Annotated in this window: 23 protein-coding genes; 19 read left to right on the top strand and 4 right to left on the bottom strand. The window is 68.6% G+C overall.

All coding sequences use genetic code 11. The annotated features are described in order from the left end of the window. Window positions 1-92: 92 nt before the first annotated feature. A complete protein-coding gene (locus BO39_RS02295; RefSeq protein ID WP_084697766.1) occupies window positions 93-578 on the bottom strand; it encodes a MarR family winged helix-turn-helix transcriptional regulator in 486 nt (161 codons plus the stop codon). A 134-nt stretch (window positions 579-712) separates the two neighbouring features. Here BO39_RS02295 and mhpA point away from each other — a divergent pair, with 134 nt between their 5' ends. The 6 genes from mhpA to BO39_RS33895 all read left to right on the top strand — a co-directional run bounded on the left by mhpA (window position 713) and on the right by BO39_RS33895 (window position 7,087). Further along, window positions 713-2,248 (top strand): bifunctional 3-(3-hydroxy-phenyl)propionate/3-hydroxycinnamic acid hydroxylase MhpA, encoded by a 1,536-nt coding sequence (gene mhpA / locus BO39_RS02290; protein ID WP_043829447.1) that lies wholly within the window; start codon window positions 713-715, stop codon window positions 2,246-2,248. 57 nt (window positions 2,249-2,305) lie between these two features. Beyond that, window positions 2,306-3,319, top strand: a complete 1,014-nt coding sequence (locus tag BO39_RS02285; protein ID WP_052401327.1) for an amidohydrolase family protein — start codon at window positions 2,306-2,308, stop codon at window positions 3,317-3,319. 44 nt (window positions 3,320-3,363) lie between these two features. Further along, window positions 3,364-4,362 (top strand): tripartite tricarboxylate transporter substrate binding protein, encoded by a 999-nt coding sequence (locus tag BO39_RS02280; protein ID WP_052401326.1) that lies wholly within the window; start codon window positions 3,364-3,366, stop codon window positions 4,360-4,362. Between the two features lie 921 nt (window positions 4,363-5,283). Then, window positions 5,284-5,913: a GntR family transcriptional regulator gene (locus tag BO39_RS02275; RefSeq protein ID WP_043829865.1), complete on the top strand. Its 630-nt coding sequence runs from the start codon at window positions 5,284-5,286 to the stop codon at window positions 5,911-5,913. A 33-nt stretch (window positions 5,914-5,946) separates the two neighbouring features. Next, entirely contained in the window at window positions 5,947-6,357 is a 411-nt protein-coding gene (locus BO39_RS33900) for an oxidoreductase (protein WP_211257358.1), read from the top strand. Between the two features lie 28 nt (window positions 6,358-6,385). Then, window positions 6,386-7,087 carry an oxidoreductase gene (locus BO39_RS33895; protein WP_211257357.1) on the top strand — a complete coding sequence of 234 codons (702 nt, stop codon included), beginning with the start codon at window positions 6,386-6,388 and terminating at the stop codon, window positions 7,085-7,087. A gap of 168 nt (window positions 7,088-7,255) precedes the next feature. Here the strand turns inward: BO39_RS33895 and BO39_RS02265 are convergent, their stop codons facing one another. Genes BO39_RS02265 through BO39_RS02255 form a run of 3 tightly spaced genes read right to left on the bottom strand, consistent with a single transcriptional unit; the run spans window position 7,256 to window position 9,888 of the window. Then, window positions 7,256-8,059: an alpha/beta fold hydrolase gene (locus tag BO39_RS02265; protein ID WP_043829445.1), complete on the bottom strand. Its 804-nt coding sequence runs from the start codon at window positions 8,057-8,059 to the stop codon at window positions 7,256-7,258. A gap of 9 nt (window positions 8,060-8,068) precedes the next feature. Next, on the bottom strand, window positions 8,069-9,040 hold the full coding sequence (locus BO39_RS02260) for a Bug family tripartite tricarboxylate transporter substrate binding protein (protein ID WP_043829443.1): 972 nt from the start codon (window positions 9,038-9,040) through the stop codon (window positions 8,069-8,071). Next, window positions 9,037-9,888 (bottom strand): alpha/beta fold hydrolase, encoded by an 852-nt coding sequence (locus BO39_RS02255; protein WP_211257356.1) that lies wholly within the window; start codon window positions 9,886-9,888, stop codon window positions 9,037-9,039. Before BO39_RS02255 ends, BO39_RS02260 begins: the two co-directional genes overlap by 4 nt. Before the next feature lie 188 nt (window positions 9,889-10,076). On the opposite strand from BO39_RS02255, the gene BO39_RS02250 reads away from it, so the two are divergent. From BO39_RS02250 to BO39_RS02190, 13 genes are all read left to right on the top strand, one after another. After that, the gene (locus tag BO39_RS02250; RefSeq protein WP_043829441.1) at window positions 10,077-11,054 is read left to right on the top strand and encodes a Bug family tripartite tricarboxylate transporter substrate binding protein; all 978 of its coding nucleotides are present in this window, start codon (window positions 10,077-10,079) and stop codon (window positions 11,052-11,054) included. Between the two features lie 8 nt (window positions 11,055-11,062). Further along, window positions 11,063-11,791 (top strand): dioxygenase family protein, encoded by a 729-nt coding sequence (locus BO39_RS02245; RefSeq protein ID WP_052401324.1) that lies wholly within the window; start codon window positions 11,063-11,065, stop codon window positions 11,789-11,791. Beyond that, entirely contained in the window at window positions 11,791-12,396 is a 606-nt protein-coding gene (pcaG, locus tag BO39_RS02240) for a protocatechuate 3,4-dioxygenase subunit alpha (protein WP_043829439.1), read from the top strand. Before BO39_RS02245 ends, pcaG begins: the two co-directional genes overlap by 1 nt. A gap of 33 nt (window positions 12,397-12,429) precedes the next feature. After that, window positions 12,430-13,299 (top strand): fumarate hydratase, encoded by an 870-nt coding sequence (locus tag BO39_RS02235; protein WP_156963387.1) that lies wholly within the window; start codon window positions 12,430-12,432, stop codon window positions 13,297-13,299. Continuing rightward, window positions 13,296-13,946: a fumarate hydratase C-terminal domain-containing protein gene (locus BO39_RS02230; RefSeq protein WP_211257355.1), complete on the top strand. Its 651-nt coding sequence runs from the start codon at window positions 13,296-13,298 to the stop codon at window positions 13,944-13,946. Before BO39_RS02235 ends, BO39_RS02230 begins: the two co-directional genes overlap by 4 nt. Beyond that, a complete protein-coding gene (locus BO39_RS02225; RefSeq protein ID WP_043829437.1) occupies window positions 13,943-14,857 on the top strand; it encodes a 2-hydroxyacid dehydrogenase in 915 nt (304 codons plus the stop codon). The genes BO39_RS02230 and BO39_RS02225 overlap by 4 nt, the downstream gene beginning before the upstream one ends. A 36-nt stretch (window positions 14,858-14,893) precedes the next feature. Beyond that, the gene (locus BO39_RS02220) at window positions 14,894-15,634 is read left to right on the top strand and encodes a GntR family transcriptional regulator (RefSeq protein ID WP_211257354.1); all 741 of its coding nucleotides are present in this window, start codon (window positions 14,894-14,896) and stop codon (window positions 15,632-15,634) included. Between the two features lie 84 nt (window positions 15,635-15,718). Further along, window positions 15,719-16,330, top strand: a complete 612-nt coding sequence (locus BO39_RS02215; RefSeq protein WP_043829435.1) for a glutathione S-transferase family protein — start codon at window positions 15,719-15,721, stop codon at window positions 16,328-16,330. Further along, window positions 16,323-17,561, top strand: coding sequence for a CaiB/BaiF CoA transferase family protein (locus BO39_RS02210; protein ID WP_043829433.1), 1,239 nt, complete (start codon window positions 16,323-16,325; stop codon window positions 17,559-17,561). Before BO39_RS02215 ends, BO39_RS02210 begins: the two co-directional genes overlap by 8 nt. 11 nt (window positions 17,562-17,572) lie before the next feature. Beyond that, entirely contained in the window at window positions 17,573-18,178 is a 606-nt protein-coding gene (locus BO39_RS02205; RefSeq protein WP_043829431.1) for a carboxymuconolactone decarboxylase family protein, read from the top strand. Between the two features lie 25 nt (window positions 18,179-18,203). Then, window positions 18,204-18,992 (top strand): enoyl-CoA hydratase/isomerase family protein, encoded by a 789-nt coding sequence (locus BO39_RS02200; RefSeq protein WP_043829429.1) that lies wholly within the window; start codon window positions 18,204-18,206, stop codon window positions 18,990-18,992. Window positions 18,993-19,115: 123 nt separating this feature from the next. Then, the gene (locus tag BO39_RS02195) at window positions 19,116-19,331 is read left to right on the top strand and encodes a hypothetical protein (protein ID WP_156963385.1); all 216 of its coding nucleotides are present in this window, start codon (window positions 19,116-19,118) and stop codon (window positions 19,329-19,331) included. Then, complete coding sequence (locus BO39_RS02190) at window positions 19,328-20,716, top strand: amidase (protein WP_043829852.1); 1,389 nt, start codon at window positions 19,328-19,330, stop codon at window positions 20,714-20,716. Before BO39_RS02195 ends, BO39_RS02190 begins: the two co-directional genes overlap by 4 nt. The last annotated feature ends 16 nt before the right edge of the window (window positions 20,717-20,732 follow it).

Raw genomic sequence — 20,732 nt, 5'->3', positions numbered from 1 at the left:
TGGGGGTTCCCACAGTGGGAAGGTCAAGCGTAAGGGCCATGGCTGCCCGATCCGGGGGAAAGCCGCCGTTCCGGAGATGCGTGCCGCGGCCACTAACGGGCGGTCTTCCCGCTTCCCACGAGCGGCGCCGGCGGGGCGGAGAGGCCCAGCCCGGCTAGATTGCCGTAGACCCTGTGCAGCGCCCCACGAAGCTGAGCCGTCTCCTCCGGGGTGAGGCCTCGAAGGGCCGCCTCCTCATGCATGACAGCGACGGGGATCAGCCGCTCGACGAGCCGTCGCCCGGCAGGCGTGAGGCTGATCTCGACCATGCGGCCGTTCCCCTCCACCCGACGGCGGGAGACGAGGCCCTTGCGCGACATCGTCCCGACGAGGCGCGACAGGGTGGACAGTTCGACGGTCGTGAGAGCGGCCAGTTCGCCCAGGGCGAGGTCGCTGCGCTCCCATAGGGCGGCCATGACGCGGTACATCGGCAGCGTCAGCCCGTGCGGCAGGAGGTGGCGCGAGAAGAGCTCCCCCATCAGCACGCCAACCCGGTTCAGCAGGTAGGGGAAGGCATCGGTGAAGCGGTAGTCGTCCATGGATTCATCTCCGCCGCCCGATCCACCGGAAAAAACTTGCTAGCGCAACACTTTCATTTGCAAACGTCCTGCAACCCGGCCATGCTGGTTCCAACAAGGCAGGACCGAAGTCCAGCCGGCCCGGGGAGGATGCCATGGGTGAGTACGACGTCGCCGTGATCGGCTATGGACCGACCGGCATGACCCTCGCCGCGCTGCTCGGCCAGCATGGACATCGCGTTGTCGTGCTGGAGCGCTACACCGGCCTCTACAACCTGCCGCGTGCCGCCTGCTTCGACGACGAGATCATGCGCACCTTCCAGAAGCTCGGCCTGGCCGGCGAGATCGGGCGCGGCGCCGTTGTGCAACGCGACTACGAGTGGATCAACGCGGCCGGCGAGACGCTGGTGGAACTGACCTATGCAGACCCCGCGCCGTGCGGCTGGGCGCAGCTCTACATGATGTTCCAGCCCCATGTGGAGGACGTGCTGGACCGGCATGATAAGGCCCTGCCCAGCGTAGCCGTCCACCAGGGCGCCAGCGTGACTGCGCTGGTGCAGGACGCGGATGGCGTGACGCTGCGCGGCACCCGCGAGGGCGGCGGGGACTTCTCGGTGCGTGCGCGCTTCGTGGTCGGTGCCGATGGCGGCAACGGCTTTACGCGCGGCGTGGTCGCCGAGGCGGCGGACGATTACGGCTTCCAGGAAAACTGGCTTGTTTGCGACTTTCGGATGCGCCGCGCCGTGCCCGGGCTGCCGATGTTCCGGCAGGTCTGCGACCCCGCCCAGCCCACCTCCATCGTGCGGATCGGCCCGGACCACCACCGCTTCTCCTTCATGCTGAACCCTGGCGAGACGCGGGAGGAAGCAACGCGGTCGGAGCGGGTCTGGGCGCGGGTAGCCCGCTACGTCGCGCCCGACGATGCAGAGCTGATCCGGGCGGTGAACTACGTTTTCCGGTCGCGCATCGCGGACCGCTGGCGGCGTGGACGCGTATTTTTGGCAGGCGATGCGGCGCACGAGATGCCGCCCTTCCTCGCCCAGGGCATGTGTTCCGGCATCCGTGACAGCCATAATCTCGCCTGGAAGCTCGACTTGGTCCTCACTGGCCGGGCGGATGCGGCGTTGCTCGACACATACCAGCAAGAGCGCGAGCCACATGTCCGCTTCATCACTGAGCGGGCGATTGAGTTGGGGCGCGTACAGACGATGCGAGACCCCGCGAGGGCTCGCGAGCGAGACGAGCGGCTGCTCGCTCAACGGCGGGCGAAGCGGGAGCCGGAGAAGCTGCGCTTCCCGCCGCTCTCGGGCGCGCTGATCGCGAATAATGGCGGCCTTTTCCCCCAGGGCGCGGTGAGCGACGGCGTGCGGTCCGGCCTCGTCGACGATATCGTGGGCACCGGCTGGTGCATCGTCGCCGTCGGCCCGCGCCTGATCGAGGCTCTGACGGCGGACCAACGGGCGGCGTGGGAGGCGCTCGGCGGGCGTCTGGCTATCATCGGCGCACCGGGAGGCCTGGAAGATCGCGGCGGAATCTATGCCGAATGGTTCGCCGCGAATGGCTGCGCTGTCGCGGTCGTGCGGCCGGACTGGTACGTCTACGGCACTGCCAGTGACGAAGAGGGGCTGGCGGCCCTCCTGCAACGAGTCGCCCGCGCCCTGGAGGGCAGCGACGTCCTTATCCCTTCGTGACGCCCGCGGGCGGCTTCGGTACCGCCCGGCGCAACCAGCAAGAACAGGAGAGAAACAGTGCAAGGCAAGGTCGCGCTGGAGGAGCATTTCGCGATTCCGGACACGCTGATGGACAGCGCCGGGTTCCTGGCCGCCGAGGTCTGGGAGGAGTTGAAGACGCGGCTGCTGGACATGCAGGAGCGGCGCCTGCGGGAGATGGACGCGCACAACATCGAGGTGATGCTGCCTTCGCTCAACGCCCCGGCGGTGCAGGGCATTCCGGACGCGGCGCACGCGGCCGAGATCGCGATGCGGGCGAACGACTTTCTGGCGGGCGAAGTCGCCAAGCGCCCCGATCGGTTCCGTGGCCTCGCCGCGCTGCCGATGCAGGATCCCGACCGCGCGGCGCGGGAGCTCGCCCGTTGCGTTAACGAGCTCGGCTTCGTCGGCGGGCTGGTGAACGGCTTCTCGCAGATCGGATCGGAGGACAACGCGACCTACTACGACCTGCCGCAGTACCGGCCCTTCTGGGCGGAGGTGGAGCGCCTCGGCGTGCCCTTCTACCTCCATCCCCGCAACCCCCTGCCGAAGGACGCGGCCATCTATGACGGCCATCCCTGGCTGCTGGGCCCGACCTGGGCCTTCGGGCAGGAGACGGCGGTGCACGCGCTGCGCCTGATGGCTTCTGGCCTGTTCGACGCGCATCCTGGCCTGCGCATCATCCTCGGCCATATGGGCGAGGGCCTGCCGTATTCCATGTGGCGGGTGGACAACCGGAACGGCTGGGTGAAGGCACCCAAGGCCTATCCGGCGAAGCGGCCGCTGGGCGAGTATTTCCGCGAGAACTTCTACATCACCACTTCCGGCAACTTCCGCACGCAGACGCTGATCGACGCCATGCTCGAGATCGGCTCCGACCACATCCTCTTCTCCGCGGACTGGCCCTTCGAGAACATCGATCACGCGGCGAAGTGGTTCGATGCCTGCAGCATCTCCGAGAACGACAGGCGTAAGATCGGACGCACGAATGCCTGGAATCTCTTCCAGCTCGATGGGACCATGGGCAAGGATGTGGCCCGCGCCGCCGGGTAGATTCGACGCAACAAGGGCCTGAAGGTCCGCGGGAGGAAAGAAACATGGCATCCTTGAGCACCCCGGTAGGGGCCGCGCTGCCGCGCCGCGCCGCGCTTGCAGCAGGACTTGCGCTGGGGATGCCCAGCATCCTGCGGGCGCAGGGGATCGCGGGCGCGCGGCCGATCACCATCATCGTCCCCTACACGCCGGGCGCACCGCCCGACATCATCGCGCGGGCCGTGGGCGACGGGATGTCGCGCCGCCTCGGCCGGCCCGTCGTGGTGGAGAACCGGCCAGGAGCTTCCGGCAACATCGGCACGGAGGCGGTCGCCCGCGCGGTGCCGGACGGCAACACGCTTCTCGTGCAGGCGACGACGCTCGCGATGAACGTCAGCCTCTTCCGCCGCCTTCCCTACGACCCCGTCGGTAGCTTCGCGCCGATCGCGACGCTGATGGAGACGGAGGGAACGCTCGCCCTCAACGCGACGGTGGGCGGCACAAGCCTCGCGGAACTTCTCTCGCGCGCCAAGGCGCGCCCGGGCGCGCTCAACTATGCCTCGCCGGGCGTGGGCACGCCGCATCACCTGGCGATGGAGCTGTTCAAGCGGCGGGCGGGCGTGGACCTCACGCATGTGCCCTATCGCGGCCTCGCCGGTGCCATCACCGACATCCTGGCGGGCCATGTTGCCACCATGTTCATCCACACGCCGCAGGCAGTGGAGCTGGCGCGGGACGAGCGGGTGCGGGTCGTCGCCGTTACCTCTGAGACGCGCCTGCCCTATCTGCCGAGTATCCCGACGCTGGCCGAGCAGGGCGTGACGGGCGTGGTGATGCGCGACTGGTACGGGCTCTTCGCCCCGACCGGAACGCCGCCGGAAATGCTGGTACAGCTGAACGAGGCCGCGAATGCCGTGCTGAAGAATCCGGATGCGCTTCGCTCCCTCGTTTCGCAAGGCTACGAGATCGTGGGCGGCACGTCGGACGGGCTGCGGGAACGGGTAGCTGTCGCTATCCCGCGCTGGGCGGCGGTGGTGAAGGACGCCGGGATTACGGCCGAGTAGGCTCCGCGGTCGCCCGGGCTTCCGTCCCGACGGATCGGGGCGGAAGCGCAACCCCGACTCAGGCTTGGACCGTCTCCCGCGCAGCATCCGCCTCCTTTCGGGCGTTACGATCGTCGTGGGCGAGCGCGCCGCCGAGGCATCGCCGCCTTGGCGAGAGGTGGGACTGGCAGTGCGGCAGACCCATCGCCACATCATCCCGCAAGTGGGAAGCAACATGTTCGAGCGTGACGCCGAACAGGCCTTAACCAGCCAGAATGGTTCCAGGCGGTGGACTGGTCGGGTCTGATTTCCCGGCGGGTGTTGCGAGTGCGGAAACACCTGCGACGTTGCGGCCCGAGTGGCGTTGAAGCCGCATGATTGACGAACACTGCCTCAATGTCCGCCTCGGCGGTTATCTCGGTCGGCACTGTGGTGTGCCACCAGAGGACGCGAAGAATGAAGAGTTAGCGGACGCTGTCGACCCCACCACACCAGATGAGGATACCGAGCGCCGTTGACGAGACAACGATATTCCCGTTGATTAGCGCAAGCCGGAGCTCAGTCGGCGAAAGCCGCTCGTTCAGTGAGGCACACAGACTAGGCGACGACCGGCATATTGCTGATCGACTACTACTCTGCACTTCGTTTGGGTGGAGGTAGGGGGAAGCTGCCCCTGCCGCAGGTCCGCATCACGTTCCACATCGGATCAGGGCTACGCTTAACCTTCGCATGCCGCGCCTATAAGCAAAGGTCACCTCCGCTCAAAGCTGGAGGCCAGTCCCGCCACTTCTCGCGCCGTCGCCTAATGACGATCGGAAAGCCGCTTTGCAGGAGTGGTATACCAAGGTTATACCACTCATGGAGCATGCGGCTTGCGCATGCGAGAGGAACGGTATGGGGGGAGCTGAAGGTCTAGGCCGGGTGCTCCTGCCCGAGGGCAGCATGGCAGACGGTGCCTACGCGCACCTTCACGAGATGCTGCTGACGCACCGCCTGCCCCACGACGCGCCCGTTTCCGAACGCAACCTTGCCGCTGAACTCGACATCTCGCGCACGCCGCTACGCGAGGCGCTCCGACGGCTGGAGGGCGAAGGCCTACTTGAACGGTTGCCCGGCGGCGTGCTCGGCGTTCGGCGGATCACGGTGGGGGAATTTCTGGAGATCCAGCAGCTTCGCCGGCTGTTGGAGGGAGAGGCTGCGGTGCAGGCGGCGGGCCGCGTCGATCAGGGGCTGCTGCGCGGGCTGCGCGCCCGCATCGCATCCTTGCTCGCCTCCTCTCGGCCCTCTCCGGCGCAGCAGCAAGACCGGCTCGCGATCGACCTCGCATTGCACCGGGCCATTGCCGCGGCGACGACCAACGCCACCCTCGCCCGCCTGCTGGAGGACCTGCGCCGGCGCATGCTGCTCTTCGCGACACCTCGTCCGGCGGAGCGGCTGGAAGATGTCTGCGCACAGTACGAGGCCATCATTGACGCGCTTGCCGGGGCAGATCCTGAAGCGGCGCGATCGGCGATGACACGGCACGTGGATGCGCTGCGCACCGGCATCCTCCGTCACCTGGCCGCGCTGTGACGGCCGCGCTGGCCCCCAACAAAAAGCAATTCCATGGACGCGACGATCATGACCGAACCAGGCCCTTCCCCGCTCCTCTTCACGCCCATGACGATCCGCGGGCTGACGATCCGCAACCGCATCGCCGTCTCGCCAATGTCGCAGTACTCGGCGGTCGATGCCGCCCCCACAGACTGGCACCTGGTCCACCTCGGTAAGTTCGCCATGGGCGGCGCGGGCATCGTCTTCTGTGAGGAGACCTCGGTTTCCCAGCGCAGCCGCAAGACCTACGACTGCCCCGGGATCTATACGGACGAGCAGGCGAAGGCCTGGCGCCGCACCAGCCATGCAGCTTGGCCATGCCGGGCGCAAGGTGGCCACGCGGGCACCCTGGGATGGCTTCGCGCCCCTCAGCGAGGAGGATGCGGAGAACGGCCGTGCGCCCTGGTCGGGCCTTGCCCCTAGCCCGATCCCCTTCCGCGAAGGTGCACTGGTGCCGAAGGAGATGGATGTTGATGACATCCACGAGGTGATCCGCCTGCACGTCGAAGCGACGAAGCGCACCCTCGATGCGGGCTTCGAGATCTGCGAGATCCACGGCGCGCATGGTTACATCATCCAGCAGTTCCTCTCCCCGGCGACGAACCAGCGGAAGGACGGCTATGGCGGCGACCGCCAGGGCCGGATACGCTTCGGGCTCGAATTGATCGAGGCGGTGCGGGCAGCGTGGCCACAGGAACTACCGCTCTTCTTCCGCGTCTCCTGCGTCGATGGCGGGGGCTGGGCGATGGACGACACCGTGGTGTTGGCCGCCGAGTTGAAGTCGCGCGGCGTGGACGTGCTCGACTGCTCCTCCGGCGGCATCGAGGGGCCGCTGACCCTGCACCTCGTGCCCCGCGTGCCCGGCTACCACGTGCCCTTCGCCGAGCGCATCAAGCGGGAAACGAGCATCCCCACCATGGCGGTCGGCCTGATCACCGACGCGCATCAGGCAGAAGGTTATCTGCAAGCAGGTCAGTGCGACATCGTCGCCCTGGCCCGGGAGATGATGTGGAACCCGAACTGGCCGGTCCACGCAGCGGCCGCCCTTGGGGTGGCGAAGCCGCACGAGTTGCTGCCGCGTCCTTACGCTTGGTGGCTCCAGCGCCGCGAGGACGTACGCGCCCTGAACCAGGCCGTCCCGACCGGAGCTTAGGCGGCATGCAGCCGCCTCCTCCGCCGGAGGGCACCACCCTGCTGATCACCGACGCGACCGTACTCCTGCCCGCAGCCGATGGGTAAGCACCGCTCGCCGGCGACATCGCTATTGGCGACTTGAAGGGCTGGGAAGAGGACGTGCGGGCTTGACCCCCTGCCTCTGCTCTCAGCCGCTGGTCCGTTCCGCGAGGAAGCCGAGGACTGCCTCGTTGAAAGCCTCGGGCCGCTCGATGCAGGGCAGGTGACCGGCATCGAGAATCTCTACGAAGCGGGCCTTCGGGATTTCCTCCGCCATGCGACGCATGGTCTGCGGCATGGCGCCGTCCATGGCGCCCGCAACCAGCAGGACAGGCTGCGCGAGTTGCGGCAGTGCGGCGCGCAGATCGTAGGATTGGAGTGCGCGCGCGCAGGCGACGAAGCCGCCCTGCGGCGTTCGGCTGATCATCTCCCTCACCCGCGGGATTGCGGGATTTCCGGCGTCGAGGGAGGCTGGCGAGAACCAGCGCCGCAACGTCGGCTCCACGATCGCCTCCATTCCTCCCTTCGCGACCGCGTCGATGCGCTCCTGCCAAGCCTCGGCGCCGCCCGGCGCGGTGCCGGCCTGCCCATCCGAGGCGATCAGCGCCGCCACCCGGTCGGGTGCGCGGGAAGCGAGCAGCAGACCGGTCGCAGCACCCATCGACACGCCGACGAAGGTCGCGCGCTCGGCGCCGACCTGCGCCATCAGGGCTTCCGCGTCGGAAGCCAGCTGATCGAAATTCGCCGGTCCCTCCGGCACCTCGGTGCCGCCGTGCCCGCGCTGGTCGTAGCGGAGAATGCGGAACCTTCCGGAGAGTGCATCGACCTGCGCGTCCCAAAGGGAGAGGTCGGTCAGGAGCGAGTTGCTGAAAACGAGCCAGGGTGCGCCTTCCGGCCCATCCAGCCGGCAGCGGAAGCGGAGGCCGTTGGCGTTAAGCGAGATCTGATCCATGCGGCGTCCTTATTCCACACTCATGCCGGTCTCGCGCACGAAGGCGGCGAAGCGGCGGGTCTCCTCGGCCATGTAGGCCGCGAACTCTTCCGGCGAAGACGGCGCTGGCTCCAGCCCGTTCTCCGCGCACCACCGCCGCATCCCCTCCCCCGCAAGCAGCGTGCGGGTATCGCGGTTCAGGCGGTCTCGCAGCTCCGGCGCGAGCCCGGCCGGGGTCAGCAGGCCGAGCCAGGTAAGGAACACGCAGCCCGGCAGTCCCGCCTCCTCCATCGTCGGAAGTTCCGGCAACAGCGCGGCACGGCTGCGGCCGGTGACGGCCAGGGCGCGCACCCCGCCCGCGCGGATGTTCGGCGCGGCCGTGATCAGCGTGTCGAACATCCCCTGGATCTTGCCGCCGAGAAGGTCCGTGTTCGACTGCGCCGCGCCGCGATAAGGCACATGGAGGATGTCTACCCCCGCGAGCGACTTGTAGATCTCCAAAGCCCGGTGCGAGGCGCCGCCGTTGCCCGAAGAGCCGAAGGCAAGCTTCCCCGGATTGGCGCGGGCATAGGCGGTCAGCTCCGCAAGGTTCGTCGCGGGCACGGAGGGATGCAGCGTCAGCGCCAGTGGGGATTCGATGAGCAGCGAGATCGGTGTAAAATCCGCTACTGGATCGTAGTCCAGCTTCCGGTAGAGGCTGACATTCATCGCATGCGTGCCGGCAAAGCCGATATAGAGCGTGTTCCCGTCGGGTGCCGCACGCGCCGCCATGGCCGCGGCCATGTTGCCGCCGGCGCCGGGGCGATTGTCCACGACCACGCCGCGTTCCCAGAGGGCGCCAAGCCCGTCCGCGACCTTGCGGGCGACGAGGTCGGTGATGCCGCCGGGCGGATAAGGCACGATGAGCCGCGGCGCGCGCCCGGGGAACTCGGCCCAGGCGGGCGCGGAGCGGAGCAGCGGCGCGGCGGCGAATGTGGCGCCGAGAATGGTGCGGCGGTTCATGGCAGGCTCCGGGCGAAAGCGATGAGAGCATCGGCGACGGCGCGCGGCTGCTCGGGCACAAGGGCGTGCCCCGCGCGCTCCACCACCACGCGCGTGACACGTGGGCCCAGTACGTCCCGCAGCTCGGCCTCGGAAGGCGGGGCGGCGATGGCGTCATCCGCCGCCGCGACGTAGAGCAGCGGGTGCCGCTCGGCCGCGCGGAGCCAAGCCTTGTCCGTGGTAGCGGCGCTGGCAGCGCGCTGTGCGATGGAAACCTCGGGGTGCCAGCCCGGCAGCCAGACGCGGGCGTCGTTGCCCCGTGCGAAGTACGCACGTTGCAGGTGGCCGAGCCGCTCCTCGTCGGAGAGCGAGAGCGTGAAGCTCGCCGTGATGGAGCGGCGGATCTCCGGATCGATCTCCGTGCCGGTGACCGCGGCCAGCATCCCGACGGCACGGACGAGCTCCGGCCGATCATGCGCCAGCACGCGCGCGACCCAGTTGCCGGCCGCGTGACCGACGACGAGCGCGGGCGCCGCGCCGACGGCCTCGATGGCCGCGGCAATGTCGGTCGCCATGTTGTGCAGCGTTGCGCCTGCGCGAAGCGGCGCCGAACCGCCAATGCCCCGCGGCTCGGGCCGAAGCACGCGGAACCCCGCCTCAGCGAGCATCGGCGCGAGGACATCGAAATCCTCTGCGCCTCGGCCGAGAGAGGGCAACAGAACGATCGCAGGCCCCTGCCCTTCGTCCAACACCTCCAGCACGCCCGCGGGGAGGTCCAGCTTCGTGTGAGCTGCCATCGCTTCCGCCTCTCCCTGGAAAAACAACGCCGGGAGCCCGGCGGCAAGCTGCAAGGCGGCACGGCGCCGCATGGATCGCTCCCCCACCTGATTGGGGCGAACCGTGCCAGACGGAACATATACTGTCAAAAGGTCATCCTATTGACACTTAGCCCCTGCAACTGCCAGCCTATCGTGGGAATGATAGGGTCAGAAGCCGCAGAGGCAGGCCCAGGTCGCCGAAGGACTTAACAGCGTCGAACGGGAGGAAGAACAAGGCGATGCACGGAGAGATCGGACGGCGCGCGGCGCTCGCCGCCTTCGGCGGGGTGGCACTGGCCACACGCCCGGTGCTGGCCCAGAACGCCCGGACAGGTCGCGCCATCGTCGGCTTCCCGCCGGGCGGCACGGCTGACAGCGTCACGCGGCTCTACGTGGAGCGGCTGCGCGCCACCGGTGGCGGGCAGATGGTGGTGGACAACCGCCCCGGTGCCGGCGGCCGCCTCGCGCTCGACGTGCTGAAGCCGCTGCCGGCCGATGGCTCGGCCTTCGTCGTAACGCCGGCCTCCATGCTGACCATCTACCCGCACCTCTATGCGCGGCGGCTGCGCTACGATCCGCTGAAGGATTTCAGCCCGGTTTCGCCGCTCTGCATCTTTCCCTTCGGCCTTGCGCTCGCGGCGCGGCACCCGGCGAAGAGCGTCGCCGAGTTCGTGGCCTGGGGCAAAACGCGGCCCACCGTGGACTGGGCTTCGCCCGTACCCGGTTCCATGCCGCATTTCATCGGCACGGAGCTTGGCCGGATGGCCGGGCTTTCGATGAACCACATTCCTTATCGCGGCTCCGCCCCGGCCGCGGCGGACCTGCTGGCGGGAACGGTGCAGGCGGTGATCCTGCCGCTCGGCGAGCTGACCGCGTTCCATCGCGCCGGCGAGGCGCGGCTCCTCGCCATCTCCTCGCCCCAGCGCCTGCCGCGCCTGGGCGATGTTCCCACCTTCGCGGAGTCCGGTTTCCCGGACCTGACGCATGAGGAGTGGTACGGCGCCATGCTTCCCGCGGGTGCCTCGTCCGCTACCATCTCGGCGCTGCACGAGGCGATCGTCACCGCCGCCGCGACGTCCGAGATCAAGGAAGCACTGACGCGCATCGACATCATGCCGCAGGTGATGGAACCGGCTGCCTTCCAGGAACGCATCGCGCGCGAGATCGAGGTCTGGGGGCCGATCGTGGCCGCCTCCGGTTTCCGCCCGGACGATTGAGGCAGGGCGTGGACACCAATCTTCCGCTGGACCTGCCGCCGAACCGCTTCGATCCCTTCCCGCCGGGGATCGAGCCAGAGGTGCCGGTGCCGGGCTACCCGAATACCTGGACGCATACCCCGGCCCAGCCCTTGCTGCGCCGCCCGGTGACGCGGACAGAAGTGACCGGCCCCATGGATCTGTGGCGCAAGCTGCCTTGTGACGAGAGCAACCTAGCCGTTCTCGCGCCCGGTCGGATCGCCATGGGTCAGCTCACGTACATGTCCGGCCGCATCCTCGACGAGGACGGAAAGCCCGTGCGCGGGGCGGTAGTGGAACTCTGGCAGGCGAACGCCGCGGGCCGCTACTTTCACCCCATCGACCAGCGCGACGCACCGCTCGACCCTAACTTCATCGGCAAGGGCCGCGTGCGGACCGACGAGGAGGGGCGATACGCCTTCTTCACGATCAAGCCCGGGGCCTATCCGGTGCCGGTGAAGGACACCTGGTGGCGGCCGCCGCACGTGCATTTCTCCGTGCTCGGTCCCTCCTCGCTGTCGCGGCTGGTGACCCAGATGTATTTCCCCGGCGATCCGATGAACGAGTGGGATCGTATCCTCAACTCCCTGCCCGACCCCGCTGCGCGTGGCCGGCTGATCGCGCGCCAGACGCACCCGGCGGAGGTTGGGGACGGCTGGATCGCTTTCACGCACGATATCGTCCTGCGCGGGCGCCACGCGACGCCGGAGGCGCCGTGATGACCGAGACCCTCCTGCCCAGCTCGCAGCACACGATAGGGCCCTTCTTTCCCCGCACCTTCTTCAACGAGGGCGACAACGACCTCACCCGCGTGAACACGGAGGCGCCGCCGAGCACGCGGGGCGAGACGATCCTCCTGCACGGGCAGGTCACGCGGGAGGGCGGCGTGCCCTGCCTCAATGCCATCCTCGAGGCCTGGCAGGCCGATGCCGGAGGCCGCTTCAACCATCCGCTGGACCCGGAGCGGCACCTCGCCGATCCCGATTTCCTCGGCTGGGGCCGTACCTGGACGGATGAGGCGGGCGCCTTCGAGTTCCGCACCCTTATGCCCGGTGGCTACGACGATCCTGCCGGGCACCGCGCGCCGCACGTCAACCTGACCATCATGGGCGCCGGGCTGATGCGCCGTGTGCTGGCCACGCTGTTCTTTCCGGACTTTCCCGCCGAGAACGCGGCCGACCCCGTGCTGAACCTCGTACCGGAAAGCCGACGCGCGCATATCGTCGCGAAGCTGGCCGGCGAGGAGGGTGGGTTGCGCGTATTTCGTTTCGACATCCGCCTCCGCGGCGACCCAGCGGAGGAAACGCCCTTCTTCGACGATTGAAGCGGGGCTTGGCCTCTTTCCGGAAGCACCGACTTGCCCATCACCTATGAAATGATGAAACGGAGCACGGCGCAGCTCTACGAGTGGTCGCTCCGCAAGGTGCCGGACGACACGCTCGAGGCGCTGCGCCGCGCGCGCGAGGCCGAGACGAACGTGGTGGCGCAGCGCACCCTCGGCATCCTCCTGCGCAGCGCCGAGATGGCGGAGACGCAGGACCGGCTCGTCTGCTCGGATTCGGGAGTTCCCACCTATACGATCGCCATCGGCACCGGGGTCCGGCTCGAAGGCGACATCCGCCGCGCGATCGTGGACGGCTTCGAGGAACTGGTCGCCACGACCAATCCGCCGCTGCTGAAGCACGTGACCAACCCGCTGACCAACGAGCGCGGCTATCAGGGTAAGGACATGCCGCTGGTGACCTGGGACATCGCAGACGGCGCGGACCACGTGGACATCATCTGCCAGCCGAAGGCGCTCGGCTCCGGCCGTTGGGCGGCGCTCGAGATCTTCACCTTCCCCTCGCTCGAGCAGATTGAGCGCTACGTCATGGAGTGCGTTCTCAAGGCCGGATCGCAGCACTGCCCGCCCGTGAATATCGGCGTCGGCATCGGCGGGTCCTTCGACCACTGCGCGAAGATGGCGGCGAAGGCGACGCTGCGGCCCTACGGCACCGTCAACCCGGAACCGATCCTCGCCGCCATGGAGGAGCGCCTGCTAAAGGCCGTGAACGCCACCGGCTTTGGCCCGATGGGGACAGGCGGCGACACGACGGCGCTCGGCGTGCACATCGATTACTGTGCCGGCCACGGCTTCACGCCCGTCGCCGTTGCCTTCAACTGCTGGATCAATCGCCGTACTCGCGCCAAGCTCTACGAGGATGGGCGGCTGGAGCGGATCGAGTGAGCGCGCCCGGCATGGAGGAGATCCGGCGGGTGCGGATGCCGCTCTCGCGCGAGGACGCGCTCTCCTTGCACGCGGGTGACATGGTGCTGCTGGACGGCGAGCTCGTCATCACGGCGGGCCTGCCAACTTGCCAGCGCCTGGCCGAGTGCGTGGAGGGGCGGCGCGAGCTGCCGCGTCCGCTGGACGGCGTCGGCCTGTTTCATCTCGGTAGCTACTCGCGCGAGGCACCCGGGGGAGGCTTCGAGGTGCTTTACATGAATCCGACGACGAGCACGCGTTTCAACGCGCTGATGCCCGGGCTCATCCGCGGTTTCGGACTCACCGCTGTCGGTGGCAAGGGGGGGCTGGACGCGGCCTGTGTGAACGCGATGCGGGAGGTTGGCTGCGTCTACTTCTCCTTCGTTGGCGGCGGCGCGCCGCTGCTCTCGGACGCCATTCGGGAGGTCGTCTCCGTCCACTGGAACGACCTCGTTTCCCACTATCGCCTCGTCACGTTGCGCGTCGAGGCGCTGGGTCCGGTCACCGTAGGGATCGACGCCCACGGCAACAGCCTCTATGGCGATCTCAGCCAGGCCGCGACCGACCGCATGCCCGCGATCATGGCGGAGCTCGGCCGGGAACGCGATGAAGCGGAGCATATGCGATGAACCGGGAACCCCTGCTCCTGCTCACGACTGTCCCTAAGGATCTACGCGACGCCCTGGCTGAGGACTACTCTCTCGTAGAGCGAGACAGCAATGCGGCACCCAGCGCTCGTATCGCCGTCACCTCCGGCATGAGCGGTGCCGATGCCGCGACGATGTCGGCCTTTCCCTCGCTGCGTCTTATCGCGTCCATGGGTGTGGGCCTGGACAAGATCGATCTCTCTGCTGCACGCAGCAAGGGAATCGCGGTCTGCCACACGCCGGACGAGCTGACGGAAGACGTAGCCGATTTCGCCATCGGTCTCATGTACGCCGCATCGCGCCGTATCGCCGAGGCCGATCGCTTCGTGCGGGCCGGCCGCTGGTCGCGCGAACGCATGTCACCGAGCATCGGACTGCATGGCAAGGCTGCGGGCATCGTCGCGCTCGGGCGGATTGGCACTGCGATCGCGCGCCGCGCCGGCGGTATCGGCATGGACGTGGCATGGACCGGCCCGCGGCCGAAACCGGAGGCACCCTGGCCCTATGTTGCCGATATCGTCGGGCTGGCCGCGCGCTCGGACGTGCTGATCCTGGCGAGCCCGGGGGGCGAGGAGACGCGGCACATGGTCGACGCCGCGGTCCTGGCGGCGCTCGGCCCGCGCGGCATCCTCGTCAACATAGCGCGCGGGTCCGTGGTGGACGAAGCCGCGCTGCTGGCCGCGCTGGAGGGCCGCACGATTGCAGGGGCCGGCCTGGACGTGTTCGCCAGCGAGCCCGCGCTGGACTCCCGCTTCGTCGCGCTCGAGAACGCGGTGCTTGCACCGCACTACGCCTCTCTGACGGATGAAACACGGGCGGCGATCATCGCGCGCATGCTGCGCGACATCGGTGCTTTCCGCACGGGCGAGACCTTCTTCAATGCCGCTGCCTGAGCCCGTGCCCGTCCCCTGCGTCCGGGAGGAAGCGCCATGAACGCGTCGCAGGGAAAGGTGGACTTCAGCCGCAGTGCCGTGCCGCGCTACATCCAGCTCGCGACGCTGTTCCGCCGGCGCGTCGAGCAGGGATCCTGGAAGCTGGGGCAACAGATCCCGACGGTGGACGAGCTGGCGGCCGAGTGCAGCGTTGCCCGTGCCACCATCCGGCAGGCGCTCGACGAGCTTGAACGAGATGGCCTGATCGAGCGGTTCCGCGCCAAGGGCACCTTCGTGCGCAAGGCACCGGTCGAACGGCTCTGGTGCGATGTGGAGGCCGACTGGAACGGGCTGTTGCGCTCCAGGGAGGGCGCGGAGATCGAGATCCTCTCCGACACGACGGACATCCCGGGCGGCGCCATTCCGGACAGCATCGGCGAAGCCGCACCGCTCTACCGCCACATCCGTCGCCGACACTGGCGCGATGGACAGCCCTTCCTTCTGGCGGACGTCTATCTCGACACCCGCCTCTCCGCGCTTGTCAGTGCGGAGGACCTCGGCAGCAAGACGGCGCTGCGGCTCGTGGCCGGACTGAAGGGCGTGCAGATTGCCGATGCGCGGCAGACCCTGACGATCGGCGTGGCCGATGTGGAGAGCGCGAAAGCCCTTCACCTACCGCTGAACGCGCCGGTCGCGCATGTTCATCGCGCTGCGGTGGACCAGCACGGCACGCTCGTGCTCGTGGCTGATGGGATCTATCGCGGCGACGTGGTCCGCATCGACATCAAGTTGAAGTAACACGCCGTTTCCGGGTGGACGCGGCGAGAGGTCCGCCCCATAAAGGCCATAGAACTGGCCTAACGTGTCATTGAGGAGCGCCCCATGAGGCTTCACTGGTCCCCGCGCTCACCTTTCGTGCGCAAGGTGATGGTGGCTGCCCATGAGCTAGGCCTGGCCGACCGCATCCAGACCGTGCGCACCGTCGTCCGCATGGGCACTCTGAACGCCGATCTGGCTCCGGAGAATCCGCTCAGCAAGATCCCAACGCTCGTGCTCGAGGACGGCCGCGTGCTCTTCGACAGCCTGACGATCATGGAATACCTCGACCACCTCGCGGGCGGCGGTCGCCTTGTGCCCGCAGGAGACGCGCGTTGGACGGCGATGACGCGCCATGCGCTGGGCAACGGCCTGCTGGACCTCCTGATTTTATGGCGGAACGAGCGCGACAAGCCGCACGGGGCACGCACGCAGGAATGGCTCGACAGCTTCGCCGCGAAGACGGCCGCGACGCTTGACCATTTGGAGCGCGACGCGCCGTCGCTCGCGGGAACGCCCCTTTGCATTGGCCAGATCGCCATCGGTTGCGCCCTCTCCTATCTCGACTTCCGCTTCCCCGACCTGCCCTGGCGCGACGGGCATCCAGCGCTTGCCGGATGGCACGCGGAATTCTCGGCTCGCCCTTCGGCGCGCGCGACGGAGGCCGTCGATGACTGAAATCCCCGCCCGCCAGGGGCCCCTGTCCCATATCCGGGTGCTCGATCTCAGCCGCATCATGGCGGCGCCCTGGGCGACGCAGATCCTTGCAGATCTCGGCGCCGACGTGATTAAGGTGGAGCGTCCCGGCGCTGGCGACGATACGCGCAGCTGGGGCCCACCCTTCCTTGCCGATGCTGCCGGCCAGCCGACGCGCGATGCCGGGTACTTCCTCGCCGTCAACCGTGGCAAGCGCTCGGTGACGGTGGACATGGCCAAGCCGGAGGGACAGGCCGTGATCCGACGTCTCGCAGAGGGCGCGGACATCGTGATCGAGAATTTCAAGGCTGGTGCCCTCGCCCGCTACGGCCTGGACGCGGCCTCGCTTCGGGCGATCAACCCGCGCCTCGTCTACTGCTCCGTGACCGGCTTTGGGCAGGACGGGCCGCGCGCCGACCAAGCGGCCTACGACTTCGCCATTCAGGCCATGGGCGGCCTTATGAGCATCACGGGCGAGCGCGACGATGCGCCTGGTGGCGGCCCGCAGAAGGTGGGCGTGCCGATCGTGGATCTGATGACCGGCATGTACGCGGCCGTGGCCGTGCTTGCCGCGATCGCGCGCCGCGACCAGACAGGGACCGGCGATACGATCGACCTCGCGATGCTCGACGTTTCCGCGGCGTTTCTCGCGAACCAGTCGATGAACTGGCTTCTCTCCGGCCGCGCGCCGAAGCGGGGCGGCAACCGGCATCCCAACATCCAGCCGCAGGACGTATTTCCATGCTCTGATGGGCAGCTTGTGCTCGCTGTTGGGAATGACGGGCAGTTCCGTAAGCTTTGTGGCGCGCTCGGTAGGCCAGAATGGGCGGAGGACGAGCGCTTCGCCACCAACTCTGCGCGCGTGCGGAACAACCCGGCTCTCACCGCGCTTCTCTCGGAGCGCTTCCGCGAGTTCGAGCGCGCCCCGCTGATGGCGGCGCTGGATGCCGCGGGCGTGCCCTGTGCGCCCATCAATTCGATCCCTGAGGTCTTTGAGGACCCGCAGTTGCGTCACCGCGAGATGCTTCGGCACCTGCCGCATCCGGTCGCCGGCACCGTGCCCCAGGTGGTCAGCCCGCTTCGCTTTGCCGAGGCCGCGTTGCGCTTCGACCGTGCGCCACCCACCCTGGGGCAGCACACGGCGGAGGTGCTGGCGGAGCTGGGGATGGACGAGGAAGCCGTCGCGGGCCTTGCCGCGCAAGGCGTGATCTGAGGAACCGACGCATGGCCCGCATTCCCCTCCCCTCCGGCGACGAACTGTCGCCCGAGCAGCGGCGCGTCTTCGATGCCGTGGTCGCCGGCCCGCGCGGGCAGGTCATCGGCCCGCTGCGCGCGGTGATCCACAACGCCGACCTTGCGGATCGCTGGTCGCGGCTCGGCGAGATCCTGCGTTTCGGCACCTCGCTGCCGCGGCGACTAAACGAGCTTGCCATCATCGTGACGGGCCGGCGCTGGTCGAGCCAGGTGGAGTGGTGGGTGCATGCGCGGGCCGCCGCCGAGGCTGGCATCGCGCCTGCCGCGATCGAGGCCATTCGAGCGGGGGAGCCGCCCATCTTCGATGAGGCGGACGACGCGCTGGTCTATGAGTTCGCCCGGCATCTCCACCTCTCCGGCCAGGTGCCGCTGCCCGTCTATCAGGAGGCGCAGCAGCGCTGGGGCGCGCGCGGCGTGGTCGAGCTGACCGCCGTCATCGGCTACTACACGATGGTTTCGATGACGCTGAACGCCCATGAGATCCCGCTTCCGGACGGTATCGCGCCGCCGCTGCAGGCGCCGGCGGAAGGGCTTGCCCCTCTGCCGCCCGCCCAGCTCGCCGCTACCGCGCGCTAGTCGGCAGGAAGAGGGAGAAGACGCCATGATCCCTGGACTGGAAGGGCTGGAACGCTTCCGCGTCGAACTGGACGAGCACGTCGCCACCGTCACCATCACCGCCCCCCCGGTGAACGCGCAGGATCGGCGCTTCCGGGAAGAAATCGTCCGCGTCTTCGACGTGCTGCACGACACGGCGGAGGTGCGCGCGGTCGTCCTCACCGGCGAGGGCCGCGCCTTTTCCGCCGGCGCGGACCTGAGGGAGCGCCCGAACCTCGCGGAGGAGCCCGGCGCCTATCCTCGCCACAACCGCCTTGTCCGTGCCTCCTTCGATGCCGTGATGGAATGCAGCAAGCCCGTCGTGGCCGCCGTGAACGGCGCGGCCATCGGCGCCGGGTGCGTGCTCGCACTGTGCTGCGATATCCTGGTGGTGGCGGAGGAGAGCTTCCTGGCCATGACCGAGGTGGATGTCGGCCTGGCTGGCGGCGTGCGGCACGTCATGCGCTTCTTCGGGCAGTCGGACGCACGGCTGATGATTCTGACCGCAAAGCGCGTCACGGGGCCGGAGCTGCTGCGCATGAACGCCGCCTCCCTCTGCGTCCCGCGCGAGCGGCTGCTGGAGGAGGCGACGGCCATCGCGCGCCAGATCGCCTCCAAGGCGCCGCTCGCTGTCCAGGCCGCCAAGCGCTCCTTCAGCATGACGGAGGAGATGCCGCTGCGGGATGGTTACCGCTACGAGCAGAGCCAGACCGTGGCGCTCGCCCGCACCGAGGACACGCGCGAGGCGCAGCGCGCCTTCGCGGAGAAGCGCAAGGCGGTCTTCCAGGGCCGTTAGGACCGTGCTTGCCGTGCCGGCGGCCACGTGCGCTTGGCCGGCGAGGCGACGGCGAGGCGACGTCCTGCGGCTTGGCTGAGCGAGCCCGCAGGGCGCTACCCTCGCGCCACGATGGCTGGCACGATGGGCGCGCCCACCCTGCACAAGGCCAACCGCATGGAAGTATCTCTCACTGAGGCTCTGGCACGGTCGCTCGGACTGGAGAAGGCGCTCGCGGCCCACCGCGACGACGTCGTTGCGGCCTCCAATCGCGCCGAGACCATCCGCGCCAACCTGCCGCAGTTGCGCGACCCTGCGGCCGAACCCTTCCCGCCAATGTGCCCGGGCCCGCGCCGATGAAACCCCTTCACAGCCTCGGTGTCACCGAGATCGGCGCCGCCTATCGCGAGGGCACGCTCACGCCGCCACGCCTGCTGCGCCATCTGCTGGACCGTATCGAGCGCCTGGATCAGCGCGTGCACGCCTTCATCCAGGTCGATGCCGAGGCCGCCATGCTGGCCGCCGAGGCGGCGGGGGCCGAGATCGCACGCGGCCGCGCGCGGGGCCCGCTGCACGGTATCCCCGTCGGCATAAAGGACATCATCGATGTCGCGGGGCTGCCAACGACCTGCCATTCGCGCATCCTGCTCGGCAATGTGGCCGCCACGGATGCCACCGTTGTCGCGCGGCTGAGGGCGGCGGGCGCAATCATCATCGGCAAGCTCTCCACGCACGAGTTCGCGCTTGGCGGCCCCGCCTTCGACCTCCCCTTCCCACCTGCGCGAAATCCCTGGAATACGGATCACCATCCCGGCGGCTCCTCCTCCGGCTCGGGCGCGGGGCTTGCGGCAGGGCTCTTCCCGCTTGCGCTCGGAACGGATACGGGGGGCTCGGTCCGGAACCCTGCCAGCCAGTGCGGCATCGTCGGGCTGAAGCCGACCTATGGCCTCGTGTCGCGCCGCGGCGTCTTTCCCCTCGCCTTCACGCTGGACCATGTCGGCCCGATGGCCCGCCGCGCGGAGGACGCGGCGCTGCTCCTGCAGGCCATCGCCGGCCATGACGCGCTGGACCCGGGCAGCGTGCCGGCTCCGCTGCTGCGTGCGACCGGCGCCGGCATTGCGGGGCTCCGCGTCGGCTTCGTTCGCCATTTCCACGAGACCGACATGCCAGCCGATCCCGAGGTCGCCGCCGCACTCGAGCGAGCAGCCGCACTCCTATCCGCGGAAGGCGCGATCGTACGGGACGTCACGCTGCCCTCGCTCAACGACTTCGCGGCGGTGAACCGGGCCATCCTTCACGCCGAGGCCTACGCCATCCACGCCCCCTGGCTGCGTGACCGCCCGGGTGACTACGCGCAGCTTACCCGCTCATCCCTGCTTACCGGAGCGTTCCTGACAGCCGACGACTACATCCAGGCGCAACGGGCGCGCGGCTGGATGATCGAGCGGGTGGAGCAGGCGCTTGACGAGGTGGACGTGCTGCTGACTGCCAGCTCCATGGACCCGCCCGCGCGGATTGAGGACGCGGCGGAGGTGGCCCGCACCTATCCCCGGCAGGCGCGTACGCCCTTCAACGTCACAGGCCATCCGGCCCTGGCGATGATGGCAGGTCTCTCGAGTGGCGGCCTTCCGCTCTCGGTGCAGTTCGCCGCGGGCTACTTCCAGGAGGCCCGGCTGCTCGACCTTGCCGCAGCGTTCGAGCGGGTCGCAGCACTGCCGAGCTGCGGAATGCTGGAGGAGGAGTGAGCACCGGTCCAGCCTG

The organism is Roseomonas aerilata DSM 19363 (genome assembly GCF_000711725.1).
GTDB classification, from domain to species: Bacteria; Pseudomonadota; Alphaproteobacteria; order Acetobacterales; family Acetobacteraceae; genus Roseomonas; species Roseomonas aerilata.
The sequence above is the reverse complement of the archived record's forward strand: the minus strand, read 5'-3'. Positions and strand labels throughout refer to the sequence as shown.

What these genes read in the sequence shown, in the direction of transcription:
- BO39_RS02205 (WP_043829431.1), top strand. Translation starts at nt 17,573, where the DNA reads ATGGCCCGCATTCCCCTCCCCTCCGGCGACGAACTGTCGCCCGAGCAG.
- BO39_RS02255 (WP_211257356.1), bottom strand. Translation starts at nt 9,888, where the DNA reads ATGCGGCGCCGTGCCGCCTTGCAGCTTGCCGCCGGGCTCCCGGCGTTG.
- BO39_RS02275 (WP_043829865.1), top strand. Translation starts at nt 5,284, where the DNA reads ATGGCAGACGGTGCCTACGCGCACCTTCACGAGATGCTGCTGACGCAC.
- BO39_RS02215 (WP_043829435.1), top strand. Translation starts at nt 15,719, where the DNA reads ATGAGGCTTCACTGGTCCCCGCGCTCACCTTTCGTGCGCAAGGTGATG.
- BO39_RS02225 (WP_043829437.1), top strand. Translation starts at nt 13,943, where the DNA reads ATGAACCGGGAACCCCTGCTCCTGCTCACGACTGTCCCTAAGGATCTA.
- BO39_RS02195 (WP_156963385.1), top strand. Translation starts at nt 19,116, where the DNA reads ATGGGCGCGCCCACCCTGCACAAGGCCAACCGCATGGAAGTATCTCTC.
- BO39_RS02210 (WP_043829433.1), top strand. Translation starts at nt 16,323, where the DNA reads ATGACTGAAATCCCCGCCCGCCAGGGGCCCCTGTCCCATATCCGGGTG.
- BO39_RS02190 (WP_043829852.1), top strand. Translation starts at nt 19,328, where the DNA reads ATGAAACCCCTTCACAGCCTCGGTGTCACCGAGATCGGCGCCGCCTAT.
- BO39_RS02265 (WP_043829445.1), bottom strand. Translation starts at nt 8,059, where the DNA reads ATGGATCAGATCTCGCTTAACGCCAACGGCCTCCGCTTCCGCTGCCGG.
- BO39_RS02250 (WP_043829441.1), top strand. Translation starts at nt 10,077, where the DNA reads ATGCACGGAGAGATCGGACGGCGCGCGGCGCTCGCCGCCTTCGGCGGG.
- pcaG (WP_043829439.1), top strand. Translation starts at nt 11,791, where the DNA reads ATGACCGAGACCCTCCTGCCCAGCTCGCAGCACACGATAGGGCCCTTC.
- BO39_RS02280 (WP_052401326.1), top strand. Translation starts at nt 3,364, where the DNA reads ATGGCATCCTTGAGCACCCCGGTAGGGGCCGCGCTGCCGCGCCGCGCC.
- mhpA (WP_043829447.1), top strand. Translation starts at nt 713, where the DNA reads ATGGGTGAGTACGACGTCGCCGTGATCGGCTATGGACCGACCGGCATG.
- BO39_RS02295 (WP_084697766.1), bottom strand. Translation starts at nt 578, where the DNA reads ATGGACGACTACCGCTTCACCGATGCCTTCCCCTACCTGCTGAACCGG.
- BO39_RS33900 (WP_211257358.1), top strand. Translation starts at nt 5,947, where the DNA reads ATGGACGCGACGATCATGACCGAACCAGGCCCTTCCCCGCTCCTCTTC.
- BO39_RS02220 (WP_211257354.1), top strand. Translation starts at nt 14,894, where the DNA reads ATGAACGCGTCGCAGGGAAAGGTGGACTTCAGCCGCAGTGCCGTGCCG.
- BO39_RS02200 (WP_043829429.1), top strand. Translation starts at nt 18,204, where the DNA reads ATGATCCCTGGACTGGAAGGGCTGGAACGCTTCCGCGTCGAACTGGAC.
- BO39_RS02260 (WP_043829443.1), bottom strand. Translation starts at nt 9,040, where the DNA reads ATGAACCGCCGCACCATTCTCGGCGCCACATTCGCCGCCGCGCCGCTG.